At 69.3% G+C, this 18,059-nt stretch carries 19 protein-coding genes; 14 read left to right on the forward strand and 5 right to left on the reverse strand.

Features of this window, described 5'->3' with window-relative positions:
• Positions 1-17 precede the first annotated feature (17 nt).
• Positions 18-1,238: an NAD(P)/FAD-dependent oxidoreductase gene (locus RSP45_RS00675; RefSeq protein WP_415392838.1), complete on the reverse strand. Its 1,221-nt coding sequence runs from the start codon at positions 1,236-1,238 to the stop codon at positions 18-20.
• A 6-nt stretch (positions 1,239-1,244) separates the two neighbouring features.
• A complete protein-coding gene (locus RSP45_RS00680; protein WP_415392839.1) occupies positions 1,245-2,009 on the reverse strand; it encodes an HpcH/HpaI aldolase family protein in 765 nt (254 codons plus the stop codon).
• Positions 2,010-2,099: 90 nt separating this feature from the next.
• Between RSP45_RS00680 and RSP45_RS00685 the strand changes: the two genes are divergently transcribed.
• The 14 genes from RSP45_RS00685 (at position 2,100) to RSP45_RS00750 (ending at position 15,711) form a co-directional block, all read left to right on the forward strand.
• The gene (locus tag RSP45_RS00685) at positions 2,100-2,987 is read left to right on the forward strand and encodes a 2-hydroxy-3-oxopropionate reductase (RefSeq protein WP_415392840.1); all 888 of its coding nucleotides are present in this window, start codon (positions 2,100-2,102) and stop codon (positions 2,985-2,987) included.
• Complete coding sequence (locus tag RSP45_RS00690; RefSeq protein ID WP_415392841.1) at positions 2,987-3,799, forward strand: shikimate dehydrogenase family protein; 813 nt, start codon at positions 2,987-2,989, stop codon at positions 3,797-3,799. The genes RSP45_RS00685 and RSP45_RS00690 overlap by 1 nt, the downstream gene beginning before the upstream one ends.
• The gene (locus tag RSP45_RS00695; RefSeq protein ID WP_415392842.1) at positions 3,792-4,598 is read left to right on the forward strand and encodes an SDR family NAD(P)-dependent oxidoreductase; all 807 of its coding nucleotides are present in this window, start codon (positions 3,792-3,794) and stop codon (positions 4,596-4,598) included. Before RSP45_RS00690 ends, RSP45_RS00695 begins: the two co-directional genes overlap by 8 nt.
• Positions 4,595-4,942, forward strand: a complete 348-nt coding sequence (locus RSP45_RS00700) for a RidA family protein (protein WP_415392843.1) — start codon at positions 4,595-4,597, stop codon at positions 4,940-4,942. The genes RSP45_RS00695 and RSP45_RS00700 overlap by 4 nt, the downstream gene beginning before the upstream one ends.
• 28 nt (positions 4,943-4,970) lie before the next feature.
• Positions 4,971-5,759: a FadR/GntR family transcriptional regulator gene (locus RSP45_RS00705; RefSeq protein WP_415392844.1), complete on the forward strand. Its 789-nt coding sequence runs from the start codon at positions 4,971-4,973 to the stop codon at positions 5,757-5,759.
• Between the two features lie 124 nt (positions 5,760-5,883).
• A complete protein-coding gene (locus tag RSP45_RS00710; protein ID WP_415392845.1) occupies positions 5,884-6,585 on the forward strand; it encodes an SDR family oxidoreductase in 702 nt (233 codons plus the stop codon).
• A 4-nt stretch (positions 6,586-6,589) separates the two neighbouring features.
• Positions 6,590-7,339 carry an SDR family NAD(P)-dependent oxidoreductase gene (locus tag RSP45_RS00715; RefSeq protein ID WP_415392846.1) on the forward strand — a complete coding sequence of 250 codons (750 nt, stop codon included), beginning with the start codon at positions 6,590-6,592 and terminating at the stop codon, positions 7,337-7,339.
• Between the two features lie 36 nt (positions 7,340-7,375).
• Entirely contained in the window at positions 7,376-8,323 is a 948-nt protein-coding gene (locus tag RSP45_RS00720; RefSeq protein ID WP_073066538.1) for a LysR substrate-binding domain-containing protein, read from the forward strand.
• Positions 8,324-8,402: 79 nt separating this feature from the next.
• Complete coding sequence (locus RSP45_RS00725) at positions 8,403-9,437, forward strand: amino acid ABC transporter substrate-binding protein (protein ID WP_415392847.1); 1,035 nt, start codon at positions 8,403-8,405, stop codon at positions 9,435-9,437.
• Positions 9,438-9,509: 72 nt separating this feature from the next.
• The gene (locus tag RSP45_RS00730; protein WP_415392848.1) at positions 9,510-10,673 is read left to right on the forward strand and encodes an amino acid ABC transporter permease; all 1,164 of its coding nucleotides are present in this window, start codon (positions 9,510-9,512) and stop codon (positions 10,671-10,673) included.
• Between the two features lie 3 nt (positions 10,674-10,676).
• Entirely contained in the window at positions 10,677-11,768 is a 1,092-nt protein-coding gene (locus RSP45_RS00735; RefSeq protein ID WP_415392849.1) for an amino acid ABC transporter permease, read from the forward strand.
• An 11-nt stretch (positions 11,769-11,779) separates the two neighbouring features.
• Positions 11,780-12,538 carry an amino acid ABC transporter ATP-binding protein gene (locus tag RSP45_RS00740; RefSeq protein ID WP_415392850.1) on the forward strand — a complete coding sequence of 253 codons (759 nt, stop codon included), beginning with the start codon at positions 11,780-11,782 and terminating at the stop codon, positions 12,536-12,538.
• Between the two features lie 12 nt (positions 12,539-12,550).
• Positions 12,551-13,960, forward strand: coding sequence for an FAD-binding oxidoreductase (locus tag RSP45_RS00745; RefSeq protein ID WP_415392851.1), 1,410 nt, complete (start codon positions 12,551-12,553; stop codon positions 13,958-13,960).
• 95 nt (positions 13,961-14,055) lie between these two features.
• Positions 14,056-15,711: a thiamine pyrophosphate-binding protein gene (locus RSP45_RS00750; RefSeq protein WP_415392852.1), complete on the forward strand. Its 1,656-nt coding sequence runs from the start codon at positions 14,056-14,058 to the stop codon at positions 15,709-15,711.
• Positions 15,712-15,729: 18 nt separating this feature from the next.
• On the opposite strand, the gene RSP45_RS00755 is transcribed toward RSP45_RS00750, so the two are convergent.
• From RSP45_RS00755 to narI, 3 genes are all read right to left on the reverse strand, one after another.
• A complete protein-coding gene (locus RSP45_RS00755) occupies positions 15,730-16,347 on the reverse strand; it encodes a carbonic anhydrase (RefSeq protein ID WP_415392853.1) in 618 nt (205 codons plus the stop codon).
• A 119-nt stretch (positions 16,348-16,466) separates the two neighbouring features.
• The gene (locus tag RSP45_RS00760; protein WP_415392854.1) at positions 16,467-17,264 is read right to left on the reverse strand and encodes a peptidylprolyl isomerase; all 798 of its coding nucleotides are present in this window, start codon (positions 17,262-17,264) and stop codon (positions 16,467-16,469) included.
• Positions 17,265-17,269: 5 nt separating this feature from the next.
• Positions 17,270-18,055 carry a respiratory nitrate reductase subunit gamma gene (gene narI / locus RSP45_RS00765; protein ID WP_415392855.1) on the reverse strand — a complete coding sequence of 262 codons (786 nt, stop codon included), beginning with the start codon at positions 18,053-18,055 and terminating at the stop codon, positions 17,270-17,272.
• Positions 18,056-18,059 lie beyond the last annotated feature (4 nt).

An 18,059-nucleotide genomic window follows, 5' to 3' on the forward strand; every position in this document is an offset into this window, starting at 1 on the left:
GCGCGGGTTCTTTCGTTTCAGATCACCGCCTCTTCCATGAACGGCTCGTTCGCGGGGATGCGTTCGTAGCGGAACGGGGTCAGGTCCAGCGTCTGGAAACTGCCGTCCACGATCAGTTCCGCCACGCCGCGGCCCACGGCGGGGGATTGCTGCAGCCCGTGGCCGGAAAACCCGTTGGCGAACATGAAGTTGCTGACCTCGGGGTGGAAACCCACGATGCCGTTGTGGTCCAGCATGTTGTATTCGTAATGCCCGGTCCAGCTTTGCCGGACCCGCAGCGCGTCGAACGCCGGGATGCGGTGCCACAGCGCGGGCCAGATCCGGTCCTCGAACTCTTCATGCCGGGCCGAGAAATCGTCGTAATCGGCCGGACCATCGTCCAGCGGCGTGTTGCCGGTCAGGAACAGCTCGCCTTCCGGGCGCACGAAGGTGCCCGACAGGTCGATCACGTTCGGCATCCGGCCCGGGATCGGGGTCTCGCTGGCGAACACGAAGCTGTAGCGCTTGAAGGGCGCGACCGGGATCGACAGCCCCGCCATGGCCGCGACCTGCTGAGCCCGGGGGCCGGCCGCGTTCACCACGATGCCGCAGTCCACCACCTCGCCCGTGGACAGACGCACGGCGGTGACGCGACTGCCCTCCATGTCCATGCCGACCACGGCGTTGTCGATATATTCGATACCGCTGGCCCGCGCCGCCCGGCGCAACCCGTTCAGCAGGCCCATGGAATCGAACCAGCCCTCTTCGCGCGCGCCCCAGGCGCCGCCGCCCAGATCCTCGACGTTCAGCCAGGGAAAGCGGTCCTTCAGCGGCCCGGGTTCCAGGAACACCGTATGGGCGCCCAGGCTGCGCTGCAGCTCGACCCGCTCGCGCGCGGCGGCGACCCCTTCGGGCGACACGCAATACAGATAGCCGTGTTCGCGGAACCCCAGGTCGGGCGCGGGTTCGTTCGGATAGAAGGGCGCCATCCGCTCGGCAAAGCCGTTGATGAACTGGATGCCGAACTGGCTGATCCTGACGTTGATCGGGTTGGAATACTGCTGCCGGATCGCGCTGGTCGACAGCGCGGTCGAGGAAAACTCGTAGCTGCTGTCGCGCTCGACCACCAGCACCGAGGCGCGGTCGCCCAGCTTCTGGGACAGCCAGTAGGCGGTGGACGACCCCACCACCGCACCGCCCACGATGACGATGTCATAGGCGCGCCGGGCAGGGGGGGTGTATTTCGGAATGGGCATCATGGGCCTCTAGAGCGAAAAGGATGCAATCAGATTGTCCGAGCCGCGCGCCAGCAGCCCAAGGTCCGCGCCGACGGCGACCATGGTGAAGCCGTCGCGCAGATAGCGGTCGGCGTCGGCCTTGAGGGGCGCGAGGATGCCCGCGGCCTTGCCGGCGCCGCGGGCGGCCCGCAGCACGCGGGCGATGGCGTCCTGCACATGCTCAGCGCCGGGATTGCCCATCGCGTCCATGTTGGTGGACAGATCGCCCGGGCCGACGAACAGCACGTCCACGCCCTCGACCGCGGCGATCTCGGCGGCATTGGCGACGCCGGTGGCGCATTCGATCTGCACCGCCAGCAGCTGATTCGCCCGTGCGCTGCGGTGGTAATCCTTGATGCGGCCGAACTGGTTGGCGCGGTGGCCGGTCGAAAACCCGCGGATGCCGGCGGGCGCATAGGACATCGCCGCCACGATCGCCCGCGCCTGTTCCGCCGTGCGCACGTTCGGGACCATCAGGCTGCGCGCGCCCGCGTCCATGAACTGCTTGATCAGCACCGCGCTGTCCGAGGGCAGCCGCACCGCCGCCTCGCACGGAAATGCCGCCGCGGCCTGCAGCTGCGCCATGGTGCTGCGCAGGTCGTTGGGGCTGTGTTCGCCGTCGATCAGCAGCCAGCCGGCCCCGGCGCCGGCTATGATCTCGGTGCTGAGCGCGCTGGCCAGCGAGCACCACAGCCCCAGGCTGGGCCGCCCCGCGGCGAGCGAGGCTTTCAACGGGTTCGGACGCTCTTGCATGATTCTGGAACTCTCCGTGCGATGGGGTTGTAATTTGTATGATGACATATATCATACGTTGCAACCGGGAAGTGGCGAAAGGGACGGACAGTGAGAATCGGTTTTATCGGGCTGGGGGTGATGGGCGCGCCGATGGCCCGCAATCTGGCCGCGGCGGGGCATGAGCTGACGGTGTCGCTGAACCGTTCCGGCCTGCCCGAGGGGCTGGAGGCGCAGGTGGTCGCCACCCCGGCCGAGGTTGCGCGCGCATCCGAGGTGGTCATCACCATGCTGCCCGACACCCCGGACGTGGAGCGGGTGCTGCTGGGGGCGGGCGGTGTGGCCGAGGGCATCGCGTCCGGCGCGCTGGTCATCGACATGAGCTCGATCAGCCCCATCGCCACCGCGCATTTCGCCGCCGTGCTGCGCGAAAACGGCGCGGGCTATCTGGACGCGCCGGTCTCGGGCGGCGAGGTCGGGGCCAAGGCCGCCAGCCTGACCATCATGGTCGGCGGCCCGCAGGAAGAGTTCGACCGCGCCCGCCCGATCTTCGAGGCGCTGGGCAAGAACATCACCCTGGTGGGCGAACAGAACGGTGCCGGCCAGACCTGCAAGATCGCCAACCAGATCGTCGTCGCCCTGAACATCGAGGCCGTGGCCGAGGCGCTGGTGTTTGCCTCCAAGGCCGGTTGCGAGCCCTCGCGGGTGCGGCAGGCGCTGCTGGGCGGGTTTGCATCCTCGCGCGTGCTCGAGGTGCATGGCGAACGGATGATCTCGCGCAGCTTCGACCCCGGCTTCCGCATCCGGCTGCACCAGAAGGACCTGGGGCTGGCGCTGGACAGCGCGCGGGCGCTGGGGGTGGCGCTGCCCAACACCGCCACCGCGCAGCAGCTGTTCAGCGCCTGCGCGGCGCAGGGCGCGGCCGATCAGGATCACTCGGCGCTGGTGACGGCGCTGGAAACACTGGCTCATCACCCGGTTGCGAAAGGCGGCGCCTGATGCGTGGAACTGGCAAGGCAGACGTGTTCGTGATGCTGGCCCATCCGGTCGGCCACGCGAAAAGCCCCGGCATCTTCAACCAGATCTTCGAGGAAAAGGGGCTCGACAGCCTCATGGTCCCGCTGAGCTGCCGCCCCGAGGATTTCGACCTGTTCTGGGACGGGCTGACGGCGGCGGAAAACATCCGCGGGGTCATCATCTCGGTCCCCTACAAGACCCGGGTGTTCGAGAAATGCGCCGCCGCCCATGACCGCGCCGCCCGCGTGCGCAGCGCCAATTCGGTGCGCCGGCAGGCCGACGGGACATGGTACGCCGATAATTTCGACGGTGTCGGCTTCATGGACGGGCTGGCGGCCGGCGGGCATCAGGTGCGGGGCAAGCGCATCCTGCAGGTGGGGGCGGGGGGCGCGGGCGCCTCGCTCGCCTATTGCCTGGCCGAGGCGGGGGCCGCGGAAATCAGGCTGGCGGACGTGGACCGCGATCGGGCGCAGGCGCTGGCCGACCTGGTCGCCGCCGCCTATCCGGCGTGCCGGATCGCAGTGGGCGCGGCCGATCCCTCGGGGATGGACATGGCGATCAACGCCACCCCCATGGGGCTGAAGCCCACCGACCCGCTGCCGATGGACACCGCGGCGCTGACCCCGGACATGACCGTGGTGGACATCATCATGGAGCCGGCGGAAACCCCGCTTTTGCGCGAGGCCGCGCGCATCGGCTGCCGCATCCAGCCCGGCCGCCCGATGATGGATTTCCAGACCGAGGCGATGGCGCGGTTCTTCGACATCGAGCGCAAGGACGGCGCCGATGGCTGAGATCGCAAGAGCCGTGGTGATCGGCGGCACCTCGGGCATCGGCCGCGCCATCGCGCTGCGCTTTGCGCAGGCGGGGGCGCAGGTGGTCGTGGCCGGGCGCGACGCCGCGCGGGGGGATGCGGTGGCCGCGGAATGCGCCGCAACCGGGGCGCCGCTGGCGCGCTTCATCGCCGTCGATGTCGCCGACCCGCAGTCGCTGGAATCGCTGGCCGCGCAGGCGGGTGCCGCCATCGGCACCCCGCAGGTGGTCGTCAACTGCGCCGGCATCCTGCAAAGCGGCAAGCATGTGCTGGACCAGGACCTGGACGAAGACGAACGCATGTGGCGCATCAACTATCGCGGCACGCTGGTCGGCTGTCAGGTGTTCGGGCGGCTGATGCAGCAGGCGGGGCGCGGCGGCGCGATCCTGAACGTCGGCTCGCTGGCCTCCTTCGCGCCGCTGTCGCTGCCGTCCTATACGCCCGGCAAGCAGGCGGTGCAGGCGCTGACCGGGATCCTTGCCGCCGAGCTTGGTCCCCATGGCATCCGCGTCAACGCGGTCGCCCCCGGCTATACGCTGTCGGACGGGCTCAAGGCCCGCATTGCCGCGGGCGAGCGCGACCCGCAGGCGATCAAGGACACCACCGCGCTGCGCAAGTTCGTAGCCCCCGAGGACGTGGCCGAGGCGGCGCTGTTCCTGTGCTCGGATCGCGCCGCCTCGATCACCGGGGTGACGCTGCCGGTCGATGCCGGCTGGCTCGTCCAGGCCCCCTACGCGCATTACCTGCGCGGCAACCCCATCAGACAGGCAGCACCATGACCCAGATCACCCGCTTCGACTTCGACACCCGCATCCACCACGGGGTGGTCCACAATGGCACCGTCTATCTGACCGGGCAGGTGGCCGAACCGGGCCAGTCCGCCGCCGACCAGATGCGCGAGGTGCTGGCCAAGATCGACGAGTTGCTGGCCAAGGCCGGCACCGACCGGACCCGCATCCTGCATGTGCAGATGTGGCTGGACGACGTGCGCGACTTTGACGAGGTGAACGCGGTCTGGGACGCGTGGATGCCGATGGAACACGCGCCGGCGCGGTCCTCGGGGCAGGGGCGGATGGCAAAGCCGGGGATGCTGGTCGAACTGATCGTCACCGCCGCGCTATAAGGCGGGGCGCAGCCGAAAAGGGGGCACCATGAGCAGACGCAAGCCGCTTTCCACCATCGTGTCGGAAAGCCTGACCGAGCGGATCACCTCGGGCGAATGGGCGCCCGGCGCGCAGCTGCCGACCGAGGCCGAGCTGGGCGAAGAGTTCCAGGTCAGCCGCACCGTGGTGCGCGAGGCGATCGCGCGGCTGCGCTCGGCCGGGCTGGTGGTGCCGCAGCAGGGGCGGGGGGTGTTCGTCAGCGAGGCGCCGCAGCCGCAAAGCTTTTCCATCTCGGAAGAGGTGCTGCAGACCCTTCCCGAGACCATCGCCCTGCTGGAACTGCGGCTGAGCGTCGAGGTCGAGGCCGCCGGGCTGTGCGCCGAGCGCCGCACAGATGCCGAGGCCGCCGCGATCCGCGCCCTGATGGAACAGGTCGATGCGCAGCGGGCCGATCCCGCGGCGGTGCCGATCCACTACGACTACGACTTTCACCTGCAGATCGCCAAGGGGTCCCGCAACGAGCTGATGCTGGGGTTTCTGGACTATCTGCGGCCGCTGATCGTGATGCGGTTCCAGCTGGGCCATATCGTGCTGCCGGAACTCAAGGACGCCTATTACACCCGCATCCACAGCGAACACGACCGGATCGTCGCCGCCATCGAGGCGGGCGATCCGCTCGCGGCGCGCGAGGCGATGCGCACCCATCTGGCCAACAGCCTGGAACGGGTGCGTGCCTTTGCCGCCGCGGCGGCAAAGGGGGCCAAGGGGCCGCAGCCGGTGGCGCCGCAGGCGGCGCGCGACCTGATCGCGGGATTTCCGCCGGGGCGGCGGCAGTGATCCCTTTCCGGCCGGCTGCGGGGCGGTTTCGCAAAGGGAATCTTTCCTGTCGCAAGGACTAATTGGTTTTGCGGCAGGCCCGATGGCCGGAAACTGACCGAGGGCGTCAAGGAGGCGCCGGGGCATGAAGACAGCCTTCGTTACGGGTGCAACAAGCGGCATCGGCCGCGCCATCGCGCTGGAACTTTCCCGGGCGGGCTACGAGGTGGTCGCCGCCGGGCGCTCGGCCGCGGCGCTGCAGACGCTGGCCGCGGACGGCATCACCCCGCTGGTGCTGGACGTGACCGACCGTAACGCGGTGCGGCAGGCGCTGTCGGGGTTGCGTATCGACCTGCTGGTGAACAACGCCGGGATCATGCCGCCGCTGGCGAACTTCGCCGACGCCGAGCTGGCCGACATCGACGCCGCCATCGCGGTCAACCTGTCGGCGGTGGTGGCGCTGACCCGGCTGGTGGTTCCGCAGATGCGCGAATGCGGGAGCGGGCATGTGATCTTCACCGGCTCGGCCGCCGGCCACGCCGCCTTCCCGAACATGGCGGTCTATTCCGCCACCAAGGCCGGGATTTCCGGCTTTGCCGCGGCGCTGCGCGCCGATCTGGCGCCGCACAGCATAAGGGTGACCGAGATCGTTCCCGGCCGGGTCGAGACTGCGCTTTACCAGCATATCCTCGACCCCGAGGCCCGGGCCGCGATGTATGCGTCCAAGGCGGTGCAGCCCGAGGACGTGGCCCGGATGGTGCGCGCGGTCGTGGAACTGCCCGAATGGGCCGACGTCACCCGCTTCGACATCATGCCGACGCGGCCCGCAACTCCAGTCAGCAGGTGAGAACATGAAGGACCTTTCCGTGGTGATCGTCGGTGGCGCCGCCGGGCTTGGCGCGCTGCTGGCCCGGATGGCGGTGGACGCTGGCGCCTCTGCCCTGGGCATCATCGACCTGGACCGCGATGCGGCCGACGCGGCGCTGCAACCGGCCCGCGATCGCGGGCTGCCGGTGGCGGCGGCGGCGGCCGACATCCGCCACGGGCCCCAATGCCATGCCGCCTTTGACGAGATCGCGGGGCAGCTCGGCCGCGTCGACACGCTGATCAACTGCGCCGCGATCTATCCGCGCCGCCCGATCCTCGAGATTACCGACGAGGAATGGGACGCTTCGAACGCGGTGAACGTCAAGGGTACCTATCACATGATGGTCGCCGCCGTGCGCCACATGCGCGAGCAGGAGCCCAAGGGCGAGGTGCGGGGCCGGATCGTCAACCTGACCTCGGTCGATGCGTTCAAGGCGCATCCGCAGAACGCCCATTATGCCGCCACCAAGGCGGCGGTGGTCAGCCTGACCCGGTCCTTCGCGCATCACGTCGCGCCGGACGGGATCCTGGTGAACTCGGTCGCGCCCGCCGGGATGGCGACCGAACGCGCAAGGCAGCTGGGCTTCCTTGACGAACTCGCCAAGGCCAGCCCGCTGGGCCGCGGCGCGCAGCCGGCCGAGATCGCGGAATGGGTGCTGATGACCGGCGGTCCGCGCAACAGCTACATGACCGGCGAAAACGTGATCGTGTCCGGCGGCTATATCTACGCCTGACCCAACCAGGGCCGACCGCGAAAGGAGGCCGCGAAGATGAACGGAAAACTGCGACTTCCCCCGCTGAATGCGCTCAAGGCGTTCCACGCGGTCGCGCGCCACAAAAGCCTGCGCCGCGCCGCCGAGGAGCTGCTGGTGTCGCCGCAGGCGGTAGGCCAGCAGATCAAGCTGCTGGAGGAATGCCTGCAGATCACCCTGTTCGAGCGCAAGGGCCGCGCCATCGAGCCGACCGAATCCGCGCTGGTGCTGGCCGAGCATGTCGAGGCCGGGTTCCGCGAGCTGGCCGAGGGGGTGATGCGGGTGACCGGCGGGCCCTATCGCGAGGTGGTCAAGCTGAACACCAGCCCGTGGTTCGCCACCAACTATCTGGTGCAGCGCCTGGCCAATGTGCGCGAGGTGCTGGCCGGCGCCGACCTGCGGCTGACCACCATGGTCGATATGCCCGATTTCGCCCGCGACGACATCGACATGGCGATCCAGTGGGGCTACGGCAGCTGGGGCGACTACCAGTCCGAGCTGCTGGTCACCGACCCCAAGATCATCTGCTGCACCCCCGAGCTGGGCGCGCAGATCCGCAGCCCGCAGGACCTGATCCGCTTCACGTTGCTGGACACGGTGAAATCCAAGCGGTTCTGGAACGACATCCTGCGCCATCTGGGCGTGGACAATGCCGGGCGCGACGGCAGCATCGGCTTTGACGACGCCGCCTCGATGCGCCGCGCGACCCTGCAGGGGATCGGCGTCGGGCTGGTTTCGGTCCCCGATGCCGAAGCCGACCTGCAAAGCGGCGCCCTGGTCGCGCCGCTGGGCATGGACGCGCTGGAAGGAATGCCCCCCGAGGATGTGCCCGGCTTCTACCTGGTGGTGCCGCGCGGGCATCTGCGGCTGCGGCCGGTGGCGGCGCTGCATCGCTGGCTGGTCGGCCAGGACTGGAAAAGCGGGCCTGCCCCGAAATCCCACCTGCGGGTGGTCTCGGGGCGCTGACCCCCAGCACGCGGGCCGCAGGGTGGAGGCGGCCCCGCCACAACATCTGAACACCGAAAAACAATGGGAGGAGAACCAGATGAAACACGTCAGATATGGTCTTGGTGCGGCAGCCATCGCGCTGATCGCCGCCGGTGCGGCCAATGCGCAGCAGGGCGGGCCGACGCTTAAAACGGTCAAGGACCGCGGCACGCTGCTGTGCACCGGCCATGACGGCTCGTATCTCGGCTTTGCCGAGGTGGACGACAAGGGCGCCTGGACGGGGCTCGACATCGACCTGTGCCGGGCGGTCGCCACCGCGGTGCTGGGCGATCCGGCCAAGGCCACGATCATCCCGATCAGCTGGGCGCAGCGCTGGCCCGCCCTGCAATCGGGCGAGGTCGACCTGGTGGTCAAGGCCTCGGGCGCGACGCTCAGCCGCGATGCCGAGCTGGGGCTGCAATTCTCGCTGTCCTATTACCTGGGCACCACCAAGATCATGGCGCACAAGTCGCTGGGGCTGACCTCGCTGGCCGACGCCGACGGCGGCACCATCTGCATCCCCGCGGGCACCACGCAGCAGCAGCAGATCGCCTCCTACTCGGAAAAGCTGGGGGTGAAGCTCGAGCCGGTGCTGATCGAAAAGACCGAGGAACTGGAACAGGCCTATTTCTCGGGGCGCTGCGATCTCTACACGCAATGGGGCCCGGTGCTGGCCATCGCCCGCGCCGCCAAGGGCAATGTCGACGAACACGACATCCTGCCCGACGTGCTGGCGCTTGAGCCCGAGGTGATCGTGATGCGCCCGGGCGACGACAACTGGGTCGACATCGCCAACTGGACCCTGTCGGCGCTGTGGTTCGCGGAACAAGAGGGGATCACCTCGCAGAACGTCGACGAGATCAAGGCCGACCCGCCCAGCCCCGAGGTCGCCAAGTTCCTGGGCGTGAACCCCGGCATGGGCACGCCGCTGGGGCTGACCGACGACTGGGCCTATGACGTCATCAAGCAGATGGGCAATTACGCGGAGATCTTTGACCGCAACCTGGGCCAGGGCTCGCCCTACAAGATGGACCGGGAAATGACCGCGCTGTGGAAGGACGGGGGCGTGCTCTACCCCTATCTGATCGACTGATCGACTGATCGGCTGCGCCCCGCCCGCCGGTCGTGGCGGGGCGCCCATGTTTTCCGGGGAAAGGTCGGGCCCATGATCCGAATCCTGCGACACCAGAAGGTCCGCAACATCCTGTTGCAGGCGCTGTTCGTGGCGGTGGTGCTGGTCGTCGTCATCGGCGGCTGGCGCAACGCCCAGCAGGCGCTGTCGTCGCAGAATGTCGTGTCGGGTTTCGGCTTCCTGCAGAAATCCACCGGCTGGGACGTCAATTTCTCGCTGCTGCCGGCCTCGCCGCACGATCCCTACTGGTGGTTCTTCGTGATCGGCATCGTGAACACGCTGTTTCTGGGCACGCTGGGGCTGGTGCTGGCGACCCTGATCGGCGGGCTGGTCGGGATCGCGCGCACCTCGTCGAACGAGCTGCTGCAGCTGCTGGGGCGGCTCTATGTCGATTTCTTCCGTAACATCCCGCTGATCCTGCAGGTGTTCTTCTGGTATGCGCTGGTGACCAACCTGCCCTCGCCGCGCAACGCCATCGACTTTGGCCCGCTGGTGCTGTCGAACCGCGGCGTCTACATGCCGGCGCTGAATGTCGGCGGCTGGCATGTGTTCGCCGCCGCCGTGGCGGCCCTTGCGGCGCTGGCGGTGCCCCTGTGGCTGCGCACCACCCGCCGGCTGGCGACCCCGCCCGAGCAGCGCGGCGCGCTGGTCTGGGGGGTGCTGGCGGGCGGGCTGCTGCTGGCGGCGGCGATCCTGCTGCTGGGGCGCACGCCGGACAGCCCGCTGATCGACGCGCCGCTGTTGCAGGGGCTGAACCTGCGCGGCGGGCTGCGGGTCTCGCCCGAGTTCTCGGCGCTGCTGGTCGCCATCGGCATCTACGGCGGCGCTTATATCGGCGAGATCGTGCGCGGCGGCTTCAAGGCGGTGGGCAAGGGCCAGACCGAGGCCGCGCATTCGCTGGGCCTGTCGCCGTGGCAGACCTTCAGCCGCATCCGCCTGCCGCTGGCGCTGCGCGCGATGCTGCCGATCCTGGCGAACCAGTATGTCTGGCTGATCAAGGCCACCACCCTGGGGATCGCCGTCGGCTTCACCGATTTCTTCATGATCGTCGCCGTCACCATCAACCAGTCCGGCCAGACGCTGGAAGCGATCGCGATCCTGATGGGCGGGTTCCTGGTGATCAATCTCAGCATCGCGGCGGTCTTCAACCGGATCAACCGGGCCATCGCGCTCAAGGGCAATCAACTGCGGAGCTGATGGATGAACATGTTCCTTGCCCATTCCGCTGCCGCCGCTGCGCGGCCCAACTGGTCGCAGATGCTGCGCAAGCGCTATTTCCCGACGCCGCTGCAAGGGCTGGTCTCGGCCGCATCGCTGGCGCTGCTGCTGCTGATCCTGTGGAAGCTGCTGGACTGGGCGTTCCTGTCGGCGGTGTTCGGCGCCGAGCACGGCCCGGCCGAATGCCGGGCGGCAGGCGGGGCCTGCTGGTCGGTGATCGCCAACCGCTGGCGGATCATCTTCTTCGGGCTTTACCCTTATGCCGAGCAGTGGCGCTCGGCGCTGGCCTGCGTGACGGTGGTGGCGATGATCGTGCTCAGCTGCGTCCCCTCGTTCTGGCGGGCGCGGCGGCTGGCGGCGGTCTGGATCATCGGCACCGCGGTCTATTACCTGCTGATGAAGGGCGGCATCCTGGGCCTGCGCTACGTGGGCGAGGAACAATGGGGCGGGCTGGCGCTGACCCTGTTCATCTTCGTCGCCACCTGCCTGATCGGGTTTCCGCTGTCGATCGTGCTGGCGTTGCTGCGCCGGTCGAACCTGCCGGTGATCGCCCGCGGCACCGGGCTGTTCATCGACGCGGTCCGCTCGCTGCCGCTGCTGTCGATCCTGTTCGCCTTTGCGGTGGTGGTGCCGTTCATGCTGCCGGGCTGGCTGCAGGCGGGCAAGCTTTACCGGGTGATCTTCGGGGCGGCGCTGTTCTTTGCCGCCTATCAGGCCGAGATCATCCGCGGCGGCCTGCAAGGCGTCCCCCGCGGCCAGGAAGAGGCCGCGATGGCGCTGGGCATCGGCTACTGGCACCGGGTGGGCAAGATCCTGCTGCCGCAGGCGATGCGCAACGCGCTGCCCGCGACGATCAACCAGTTCGTGATCGGGTTCAAGGAGACCTCGCTGGTGATCGTGGTCGGGTTCTTTGAAATCCTCGCCTCGGGGAACGCCGCCTATGGCACCGGCGAATGGACCTTTGCCTATCGCGAGGTCTACGCCTTCATCGCCCTGATCTATTTCGTCTTCACCTACAGCCTGTCCCGCTATGGCGCCTATCTGGAACGGCGCATGGCGATCGGCTCTCGATAAGGAACACAGCTATGGCAGACACGCATCCGGCGCATGTTCCCGCGGTCCAGATTAACGGCATGAACAAGTTCTACGGGCATTTCCACGCGCTGAAGAACATCAACCTGACCGTGCATCGCGGCGAAAAGGTGGTGGTCTGCGGCCCGTCCGGGTCGGGGAAATCCACGATGATCCGCTGCATCAACCGGCTGGAGGAACACAACTCGGGCCAGATCACCGTGCTGGGCACCGAACTGAACGACGACGTGGCCAGCATCGACGGGATCCGGCGCGAGGTCGGGATGGTGTTCCAGCATTTCAACCTGTTCCCGCACATGACCGTGCTGGAAAACTGCGTGCTGGCGCCGATGCTGGTGCGCAAGACCCCGCGCGCGCAGGCCGAGGCGGCGGCGATGCGCTATCTGGAAAAGGTCCGCATCCCGGAACAGGCGCTGAAATACCCCGGTCAGCTGTCGGGCGGCCAGCAGCAGCGCGTGGCCATCGCCCGCTCGCTGTGCATGGAGCCGGAAATCCTGCTGTTCGACGAGCCCACCTCGGCGCTGGACCCCGAGATGATTTCCGAGGTGCTGGACGTGATGGTGCATCTCGCCTCCGAGGGGCGGACGATGATCTGCGTCACCCACGAGATGGGCTTTGCCCGCCGCGTCGCCGACCGGGTGATCTTCATGGACGCGGGCGAGATCGTCGAGGAGGCCGACCCCGAGACCTTCTTCCAGTCGCCGTCGAGCGACCGCACCAGGCAGTTCCTGTCGCAGGTGCTGGGTCACTAGGCGATGACGCGGATGCCCGATCCCGCCGATCTGGCGCGGCAGCTTGCCGACCTGCTTGGCCCGCGCGGCTGGATTGCGGGGGTCGAGGCCGCGCCCTGGCAGCGCGACTGGCTGGACCGCCACGGCGCGCCGCCGCTGGGCGTGGCACGCCCCGGTTCCACGGCCGAGGTGGCGGCGGTGGTGCGGGCCTGCCGCGCCGCCGGGGTGGCGCTGGTGCCGCAGGGCGGCAACACCGGGCTTTGCGCCGCGGCGGTCGCGGCGCGGCCGGGCGCGGTGATCCTGTCGCTGGCGCGCATGGCCGGGATCGGCCCGCCCGACCCCTCCAGCGCCGCGATCGAGGTCGGGGCCGGGGTGGTGCTGGCGGCGCTGCATCAGGCGCTGGACGGCACCGGGCTGATGTTCCCGCTGCATCTGGGCGCCGAGGGCTCGGCCCAGATCGGCGGGCTGATCGGCACCAACGCCGGCGGCAGCCACGCCTTTCGCTTCGGGATGATGGGCGACCTGCTGCTGGGGGTTGAGGTGGTGCTGCCCGACGGCAGCATCTGGAACGGGCTGCGCGCGGTGCAAAAGGACAATGCCGGCTATCAGCTGCGCCGGCTGTTCGCGGGGGCCGAGGGTACGCTGGGCATCGTCACCCGCGCGGTGCTGCGGCTGTTTCCCGCGCCCCGGCAGCGGGCGACGGCCTTTCTGGCGCTGCCCGACCTGGCGGCGGCAGTCGCGCTGGGCACCAGGCTGCGGGCCGAGGCGGGCGAGTTCCTGACGGGGCTCGAGTTCTTCTCGGACCTCGGGCTGGGACTGGCGCTGAAACATCTGCCGGGCCTTTCCTATCCGCTGGCCACGCGGGGCGGCGCCTATGTACTGGTCGAGGTCGCCAGCGGCTCGGGTCTGGTGCCGCTCGACGACATTCTGGCGGGCGTGCTGGAATGGGGGATGGGGCAGGGGCTGGTGCGGGACGGCGCGCTGGCCGCGTCCGAGGCGCAGCGCGCGGGGTTCTGGCGGCTGCGCGAGGAACAGCCCGAGGGCCAGCGGCTGGACGGCCCGCAGCTCAAGCACGACATCGCGGTGCCGCCGGGACGGATCGCCGAGTTCGTGGCCCGGGCGGCGCCGCTCTGTCAGGGGCTTCTGCCGGGGGTGCGGATCAACCCCTTCGGCCATCTGGGCGACGGCAACATCCACTATAACCTCAGCCCGCCCGAGGGCGCGGGCGGTTTCGCCGGCGCCGATGCCGCGCTGGGGCTAGAACTGGCGCGGCTGGCGACCGCGATGGGCGGCAGCTTCGCCGCCGAGCACGGGCTGGGCCGCACCAAGATCGCGCTGGCCGACGCGCTGCGCCCGTCCGAGGAACGGCGGCTGATGTGGGCGCTGAAACAGGCGCTGGACCCGGACGGTGGCCTGAACCCCGGGGTGCTGGTGCAGGGCTGACCGCCAAGGAAAACTTGCCGGTCGCCCGTTGAAGTTGGTTTCCCCGGGATCGTATCGGGGTCAGGATCGTTTCCATCTGTATGGGGGGCGCGGGAATGATGAACGGTGGGCGGATTCTGGTCGAAAGCCTGATGGCGCTGGGCGCGCGGGTAGGGTTCGGGGTGCCGGGCGAAAGCTATCTGGCGGTGCTCGACGCGCTGCACGATACACGCGGGCGGCTGGATTTCGTGCTGTGCCGGAACGAGGGCGGCGCCGCCTTCATGGCCGCGGCCTGGGGCAAGCTGACCGGGCAGGCGGGGCTGTGCTTCGTCACCCGCGGCCCGGGCGCCACCAATGCCTCGATCGGGGTGCATACGGCGATGCAGGATTCCGCGCCGATGCTGCTGTTCGTCGGGCAGGTCGGCACCGACATGAAGGGGCGCGAGGCGTTCCAGGAACTCGACTATCGCGCCGTCTACGGCACCATGGCGAAATGGGCGGTGGAAATCGACTCGGTCGAGCGCATCCCGGAAATCCTCGCCCGCGCCTGGGTCACCGCCACCACCGGCCGCCCCGGCCCGGTGGTGATCGCCCTGCCCGAGGACATGCTGGCCGAGACGACCGCCACCCCGCCGCTGACTGCCCCCCCGCGCATCGTCGAACCCGCGGCCGCGGCCGCGGCGATGGCCGAGGCGCAGGCGCTGCTGGAAAGCGCCGCGCGGCCGCTCTTGATGGTCGGCGGCTGCAACTGGACCGACGCCGGCCGCCGCGCGCTGCAGGATTTCGCCGAGGCCAGCGACATCCCCGTGGTGGCGGCCTTCCGCTATCAGGACAGTTTCGACAATTTCTCGCCCTGCTACGCGGGCGAGGCCGGGGTGGGGATGCCCGTCCATGTCCGCGCGCTGGTGACCGAGGCCGACGTGATCCTGGCGGTGAACCTGCGCTTCGGCGAGATGACCACCGACGGCTATACGCTGCTTGACGTGCCGGTGCCGGCGCAACGGCTGATCCATGTCCACGGCTCGGACCGTGAAATCGGCAAGGTCTATCAGCCGACCCTCGGAATCCACGCCGGACCGAACGAGTTCGCCGCCGCGCTGGCCCCGGTCCGCGGCAACTGGGCCGAATGGCGCGCCTGCGCCCGGCAGGGGTTCGAGGACAGCCTGAGTGCGCCGCCGCAACCCTCGCCCGTCGACATGGCGCAGGTCATGGCGCATCTGCGCGAGCTGCTGCCCGAGGACGCGATCCTGACCAATGGCGCGGGCAATTTTACCGTCTGGCCGAACAAGTTCTACCAGTTCGGCCCGCAGGCGCGGCTGCTGGCGCCGCAGTCGGGGGCGATGGGCTACGGCCTGCCCGCCGCCATCGCCGCCAGGGTGGCGTTCCCCGGCCGCACCGTGGTCTGCTTTGCCGGCGACGGCGATTTCCAGATGAACTGCCAGGAGCTTGGCACCGCCATGCAGGCCGGGGCGCAGCCGATCGTGCTGCTGCTGAACAACGGCATCTACGGCACCATCCGCGCGCATCAGGAGCGCAACTATCCGGGCCGCGTTTCGGGCACGACGATGGAGAACCCCGATTTCGTGCAGCTTGCCCAAGCCTATGGCTATCACGCCGAACGGGTGGCGCGGACCGAGGATTTTCCTGCCGCCTTTGCCCGCGCGCTCGCCTCGGACAGCGGGGCGGTGCTGGATCTGGACATCTCGCCCGAGGCGCTGACCCCGCGCCAGACCCTCAGCCAGATGCGCGCGGCGGCAGAGGCGAAGCGGTAGCGGGGCTGCGCAGGCGGGTCAGCTCGCCTCGTCGCACTGGAAATGCCCCGGACCCATGCTGCAATCGAGGTTGCGCAGGCGGCCGTCCTTCAGGCCGTAGATCAGCCCGTGCACGCGGATCGGGGCGCCGCGGCGCCAGGCGCGCTGCAGGATCGGCGTCTCGCAGACCCGGCGGACGCCTTCGGCGACGTTCAGTTCGGCCAAGCGGTCCAGCCGCGCCTCGGGTCCCGGCTCGCGCGCCAGGTCGACGGCGTAACTGCGGGCAAGGCGGCGGATCGGCTCGATCCAGTGCTTGGTCAGGCCGTGCGGAATCTCCTCGGTCGCGGCCTTGACCCCGCCGCAGCCGTGATGGCCGCAGACGATGATCTCGCGCACCTTCAGCGCCTCGACCGCGAACTCGAGCGAGGCGAGCAGGTTCATGTCCGACGAATGCACGACATTGGCGACGTTGCGGTGGACGAAGACCTCGCCCGGATGCAGGCCCGAGATCACATTCGCCGGCACCCGGCTGTCCGAGCAGCCGATCCAGAAGTAATCCGGCGCCTGCAGGGCCGCGAGCCGGGCGAAGTGATCGGGGTCTTCGGATTGCCGCGCCTGCGACCAGGCGCGGTTCCGGGCCAGAAGATCGTTCAGCATCTCGTATCCTTCGGGATGGCCGCGCGGGGAGGGGTGCCGCGCGCCAGGAGGTGGCATCGGGCGGCAGCCGTCTGCCGCGCGCCAGGGGGAGGCATCGGGCGGCAGCCGTCCGCCGCGCCCTAGACGGGTTCGAGGTCGGCGCCCGAGATCTCTGCCACTGCCGCCAGCTGCCGCACCAGCGCCTTTGCGGCGCGCGACCACGCCGCCTTTTCCAGCGCCTCGGCGATCCTCCGGCGGGCCGCGGCATAGGGAAGCGGGGTGCCTTCCGCCACCGCATCCATGCGGATGACATGCCAGCCGTGCCGGGTCGGCACCGGTTCGGGCGTCACCATGCCTTCGCCCAGCCCGCGCAGCGCGGCCTCGAACTCGGGCACGGTATCGCCGGGCCGGATCTGGCCAAGCGCGCCCCCCGACGATTTCGAGCCGCAATCGCTGTGCGCGGCGGCAAGCCGGGCAAAGCTGTGCGGATCGGCGGCGGCGCGGGCGGCCAGGTCGGCGGCCCTCTCGCGTGCCGCCCGGGCGGTCTCGGCCTCGCGCGGATCGCAGGCGATCAGGATATGCGACACCTCCCACAGCGGCGGGCTGCGGAACCGGGACGGGTCGCGCGCCCATTCGGCGTGGATCTCGGCCTCGGTGGGGGGCTCGACCGCGACGGCGGTGTCGAGAAGGCCCCGGATCAGGGCTTCCTCCTCGGTCTCGAAGCGCCCCGGGCCAAGCTCGGCCGGCCGGGCTTCCACCCCGCGCCGCCGCGCCTCTTGCAGAAGCAGCGTGCGGATGGCGATGGCGTTCGCCGCCTTGCGCCAGGCGATGCCGGGCTTGCCGCGGGGGGCGTGGTGGTTCTGGGCCTCGGCGGCGATCAGCGCATGGGGCACCAGCTCGCCGTTGACGATCAGATCGGGGAACAGCGCGGCATTCATCGGCGCTACTCCGCCGGGCTTTGCCGGGCCGCCGCCGGCTTTGCCCGGGCGGTGACCCGTTCGCGCGCCGCCGCCACGACCTGCGGCGCGGGCGCCAGCGGCTGCCGCCGGCGCGAGCGCACGATCTGGTAGCCGCTGCGCCCCAGAAGATAGCGGAACGGTGCCGCGATCCCCGAGATCAGGTGCACCAGCCGGGTAAAGGGGAACACCAGGATGATGGTCAGCCCCAGCACGATATGCGCCTTGAACAGCCAATGCGCATTGGCGATGTAGCCGGCCGCACCCGAGTCGAAGGTGAAGATGCTCTGCGCCCAGGCCATGAAGGTGGTCATCTCGTGCCCGTCCAGATGGCGCAGCGAGACCAGCACCGTCAGCAGCCCCAGCATCAGCTGCGCGATCAGCATCGCCAGGATCGCCGTGTCCCAGAAGCTCGAGGTGCCGCGGATGCGCGGGTCGGTCCAGCGGCGATGGAACAGCATCAGCGCGCCCGCCAGCGCCATCACCCCGGCGATGCCGCCGACCGCGACCGCCAGGACCTGCTTGGCCGAGTGGCTGATGCCAAGCGCGTCGAACACCCAGATCGGGGTCAGCAGCCCCACGAAGTGACCCACGAAGATCACCAGCACGCCCACATGGAACAGGATCGAGCCGAGGATCAGCTGCCGGCGCCGCAGAAGCTGCGAGGACGAGCTTTTCCAGGTGAAGGGGTCGCGGTCGTAGCGGGCGATCGAGCCCATGATGCCGACCCCCAGCGCGATATAGGGATAGATCCCGAAGAGGAAGTTGTTCATCTGA

The sequence above is a fragment of the Paracoccus sp. SJTW-4 genome (genome assembly GCF_047716885.1).
Classification (GTDB): domain Bacteria; phylum Pseudomonadota; class Alphaproteobacteria; order Rhodobacterales; family Rhodobacteraceae; genus Paracoccus; species Paracoccus solventivorans.

Excerpts from the sequence above, each read along its gene's own strand:
- RSP45_RS00750 (WP_415392852.1), top strand. The coding sequence starts at position 14,056 with ATGATGAACGGTGGGCGGATTCTGGTCGAAAGCCTGATGGCGCTGGGC.
- RSP45_RS00745 (WP_415392851.1), top strand. The coding sequence starts at position 12,551 with ATGCCCGATCCCGCCGATCTGGCGCGGCAGCTTGCCGACCTGCTTGGC.
- RSP45_RS00710 (WP_415392845.1), top strand. The coding sequence starts at position 5,884 with ATGAAGACAGCCTTCGTTACGGGTGCAACAAGCGGCATCGGCCGCGCC.
- RSP45_RS00730 (WP_415392848.1), top strand. The coding sequence starts at position 9,510 with ATGATCCGAATCCTGCGACACCAGAAGGTCCGCAACATCCTGTTGCAG.
- RSP45_RS00755 (WP_415392853.1), bottom strand. The coding sequence starts at position 16,347 with ATGCTGAACGATCTTCTGGCCCGGAACCGCGCCTGGTCGCAGGCGCGG.
- RSP45_RS00735 (WP_415392849.1), top strand. The coding sequence starts at position 10,677 with ATGAACATGTTCCTTGCCCATTCCGCTGCCGCCGCTGCGCGGCCCAAC.
- RSP45_RS00680 (WP_415392839.1), bottom strand. The coding sequence starts at position 2,009 with ATGCAAGAGCGTCCGAACCCGTTGAAAGCCTCGCTCGCCGCGGGGCGG.
- RSP45_RS00700 (WP_415392843.1), top strand. The coding sequence starts at position 4,595 with ATGACCCAGATCACCCGCTTCGACTTCGACACCCGCATCCACCACGGG.
- RSP45_RS00690 (WP_415392841.1), top strand. The coding sequence starts at position 2,987 with ATGCGTGGAACTGGCAAGGCAGACGTGTTCGTGATGCTGGCCCATCCG.
- narI (WP_415392855.1), bottom strand. The coding sequence starts at position 18,055 with ATGAACAACTTCCTCTTCGGGATCTATCCCTATATCGCGCTGGGGGTC.
- RSP45_RS00715 (WP_415392846.1), top strand. The coding sequence starts at position 6,590 with ATGAAGGACCTTTCCGTGGTGATCGTCGGTGGCGCCGCCGGGCTTGGC.
- RSP45_RS00695 (WP_415392842.1), top strand. The coding sequence starts at position 3,792 with ATGGCTGAGATCGCAAGAGCCGTGGTGATCGGCGGCACCTCGGGCATC.
- RSP45_RS00725 (WP_415392847.1), top strand. The coding sequence starts at position 8,403 with ATGAAACACGTCAGATATGGTCTTGGTGCGGCAGCCATCGCGCTGATC.
- RSP45_RS00720 (WP_073066538.1), top strand. The coding sequence starts at position 7,376 with ATGAACGGAAAACTGCGACTTCCCCCGCTGAATGCGCTCAAGGCGTTC.
- RSP45_RS00740 (WP_415392850.1), top strand. The coding sequence starts at position 11,780 with ATGGCAGACACGCATCCGGCGCATGTTCCCGCGGTCCAGATTAACGGC.
- RSP45_RS00675 (WP_415392838.1), bottom strand. The coding sequence starts at position 1,238 with ATGATGCCCATTCCGAAATACACCCCCCCTGCCCGGCGCGCCTATGAC.
- RSP45_RS00705 (WP_415392844.1), top strand. The coding sequence starts at position 4,971 with ATGAGCAGACGCAAGCCGCTTTCCACCATCGTGTCGGAAAGCCTGACC.
- RSP45_RS00760 (WP_415392854.1), bottom strand. The coding sequence starts at position 17,264 with ATGAATGCCGCGCTGTTCCCCGATCTGATCGTCAACGGCGAGCTGGTG.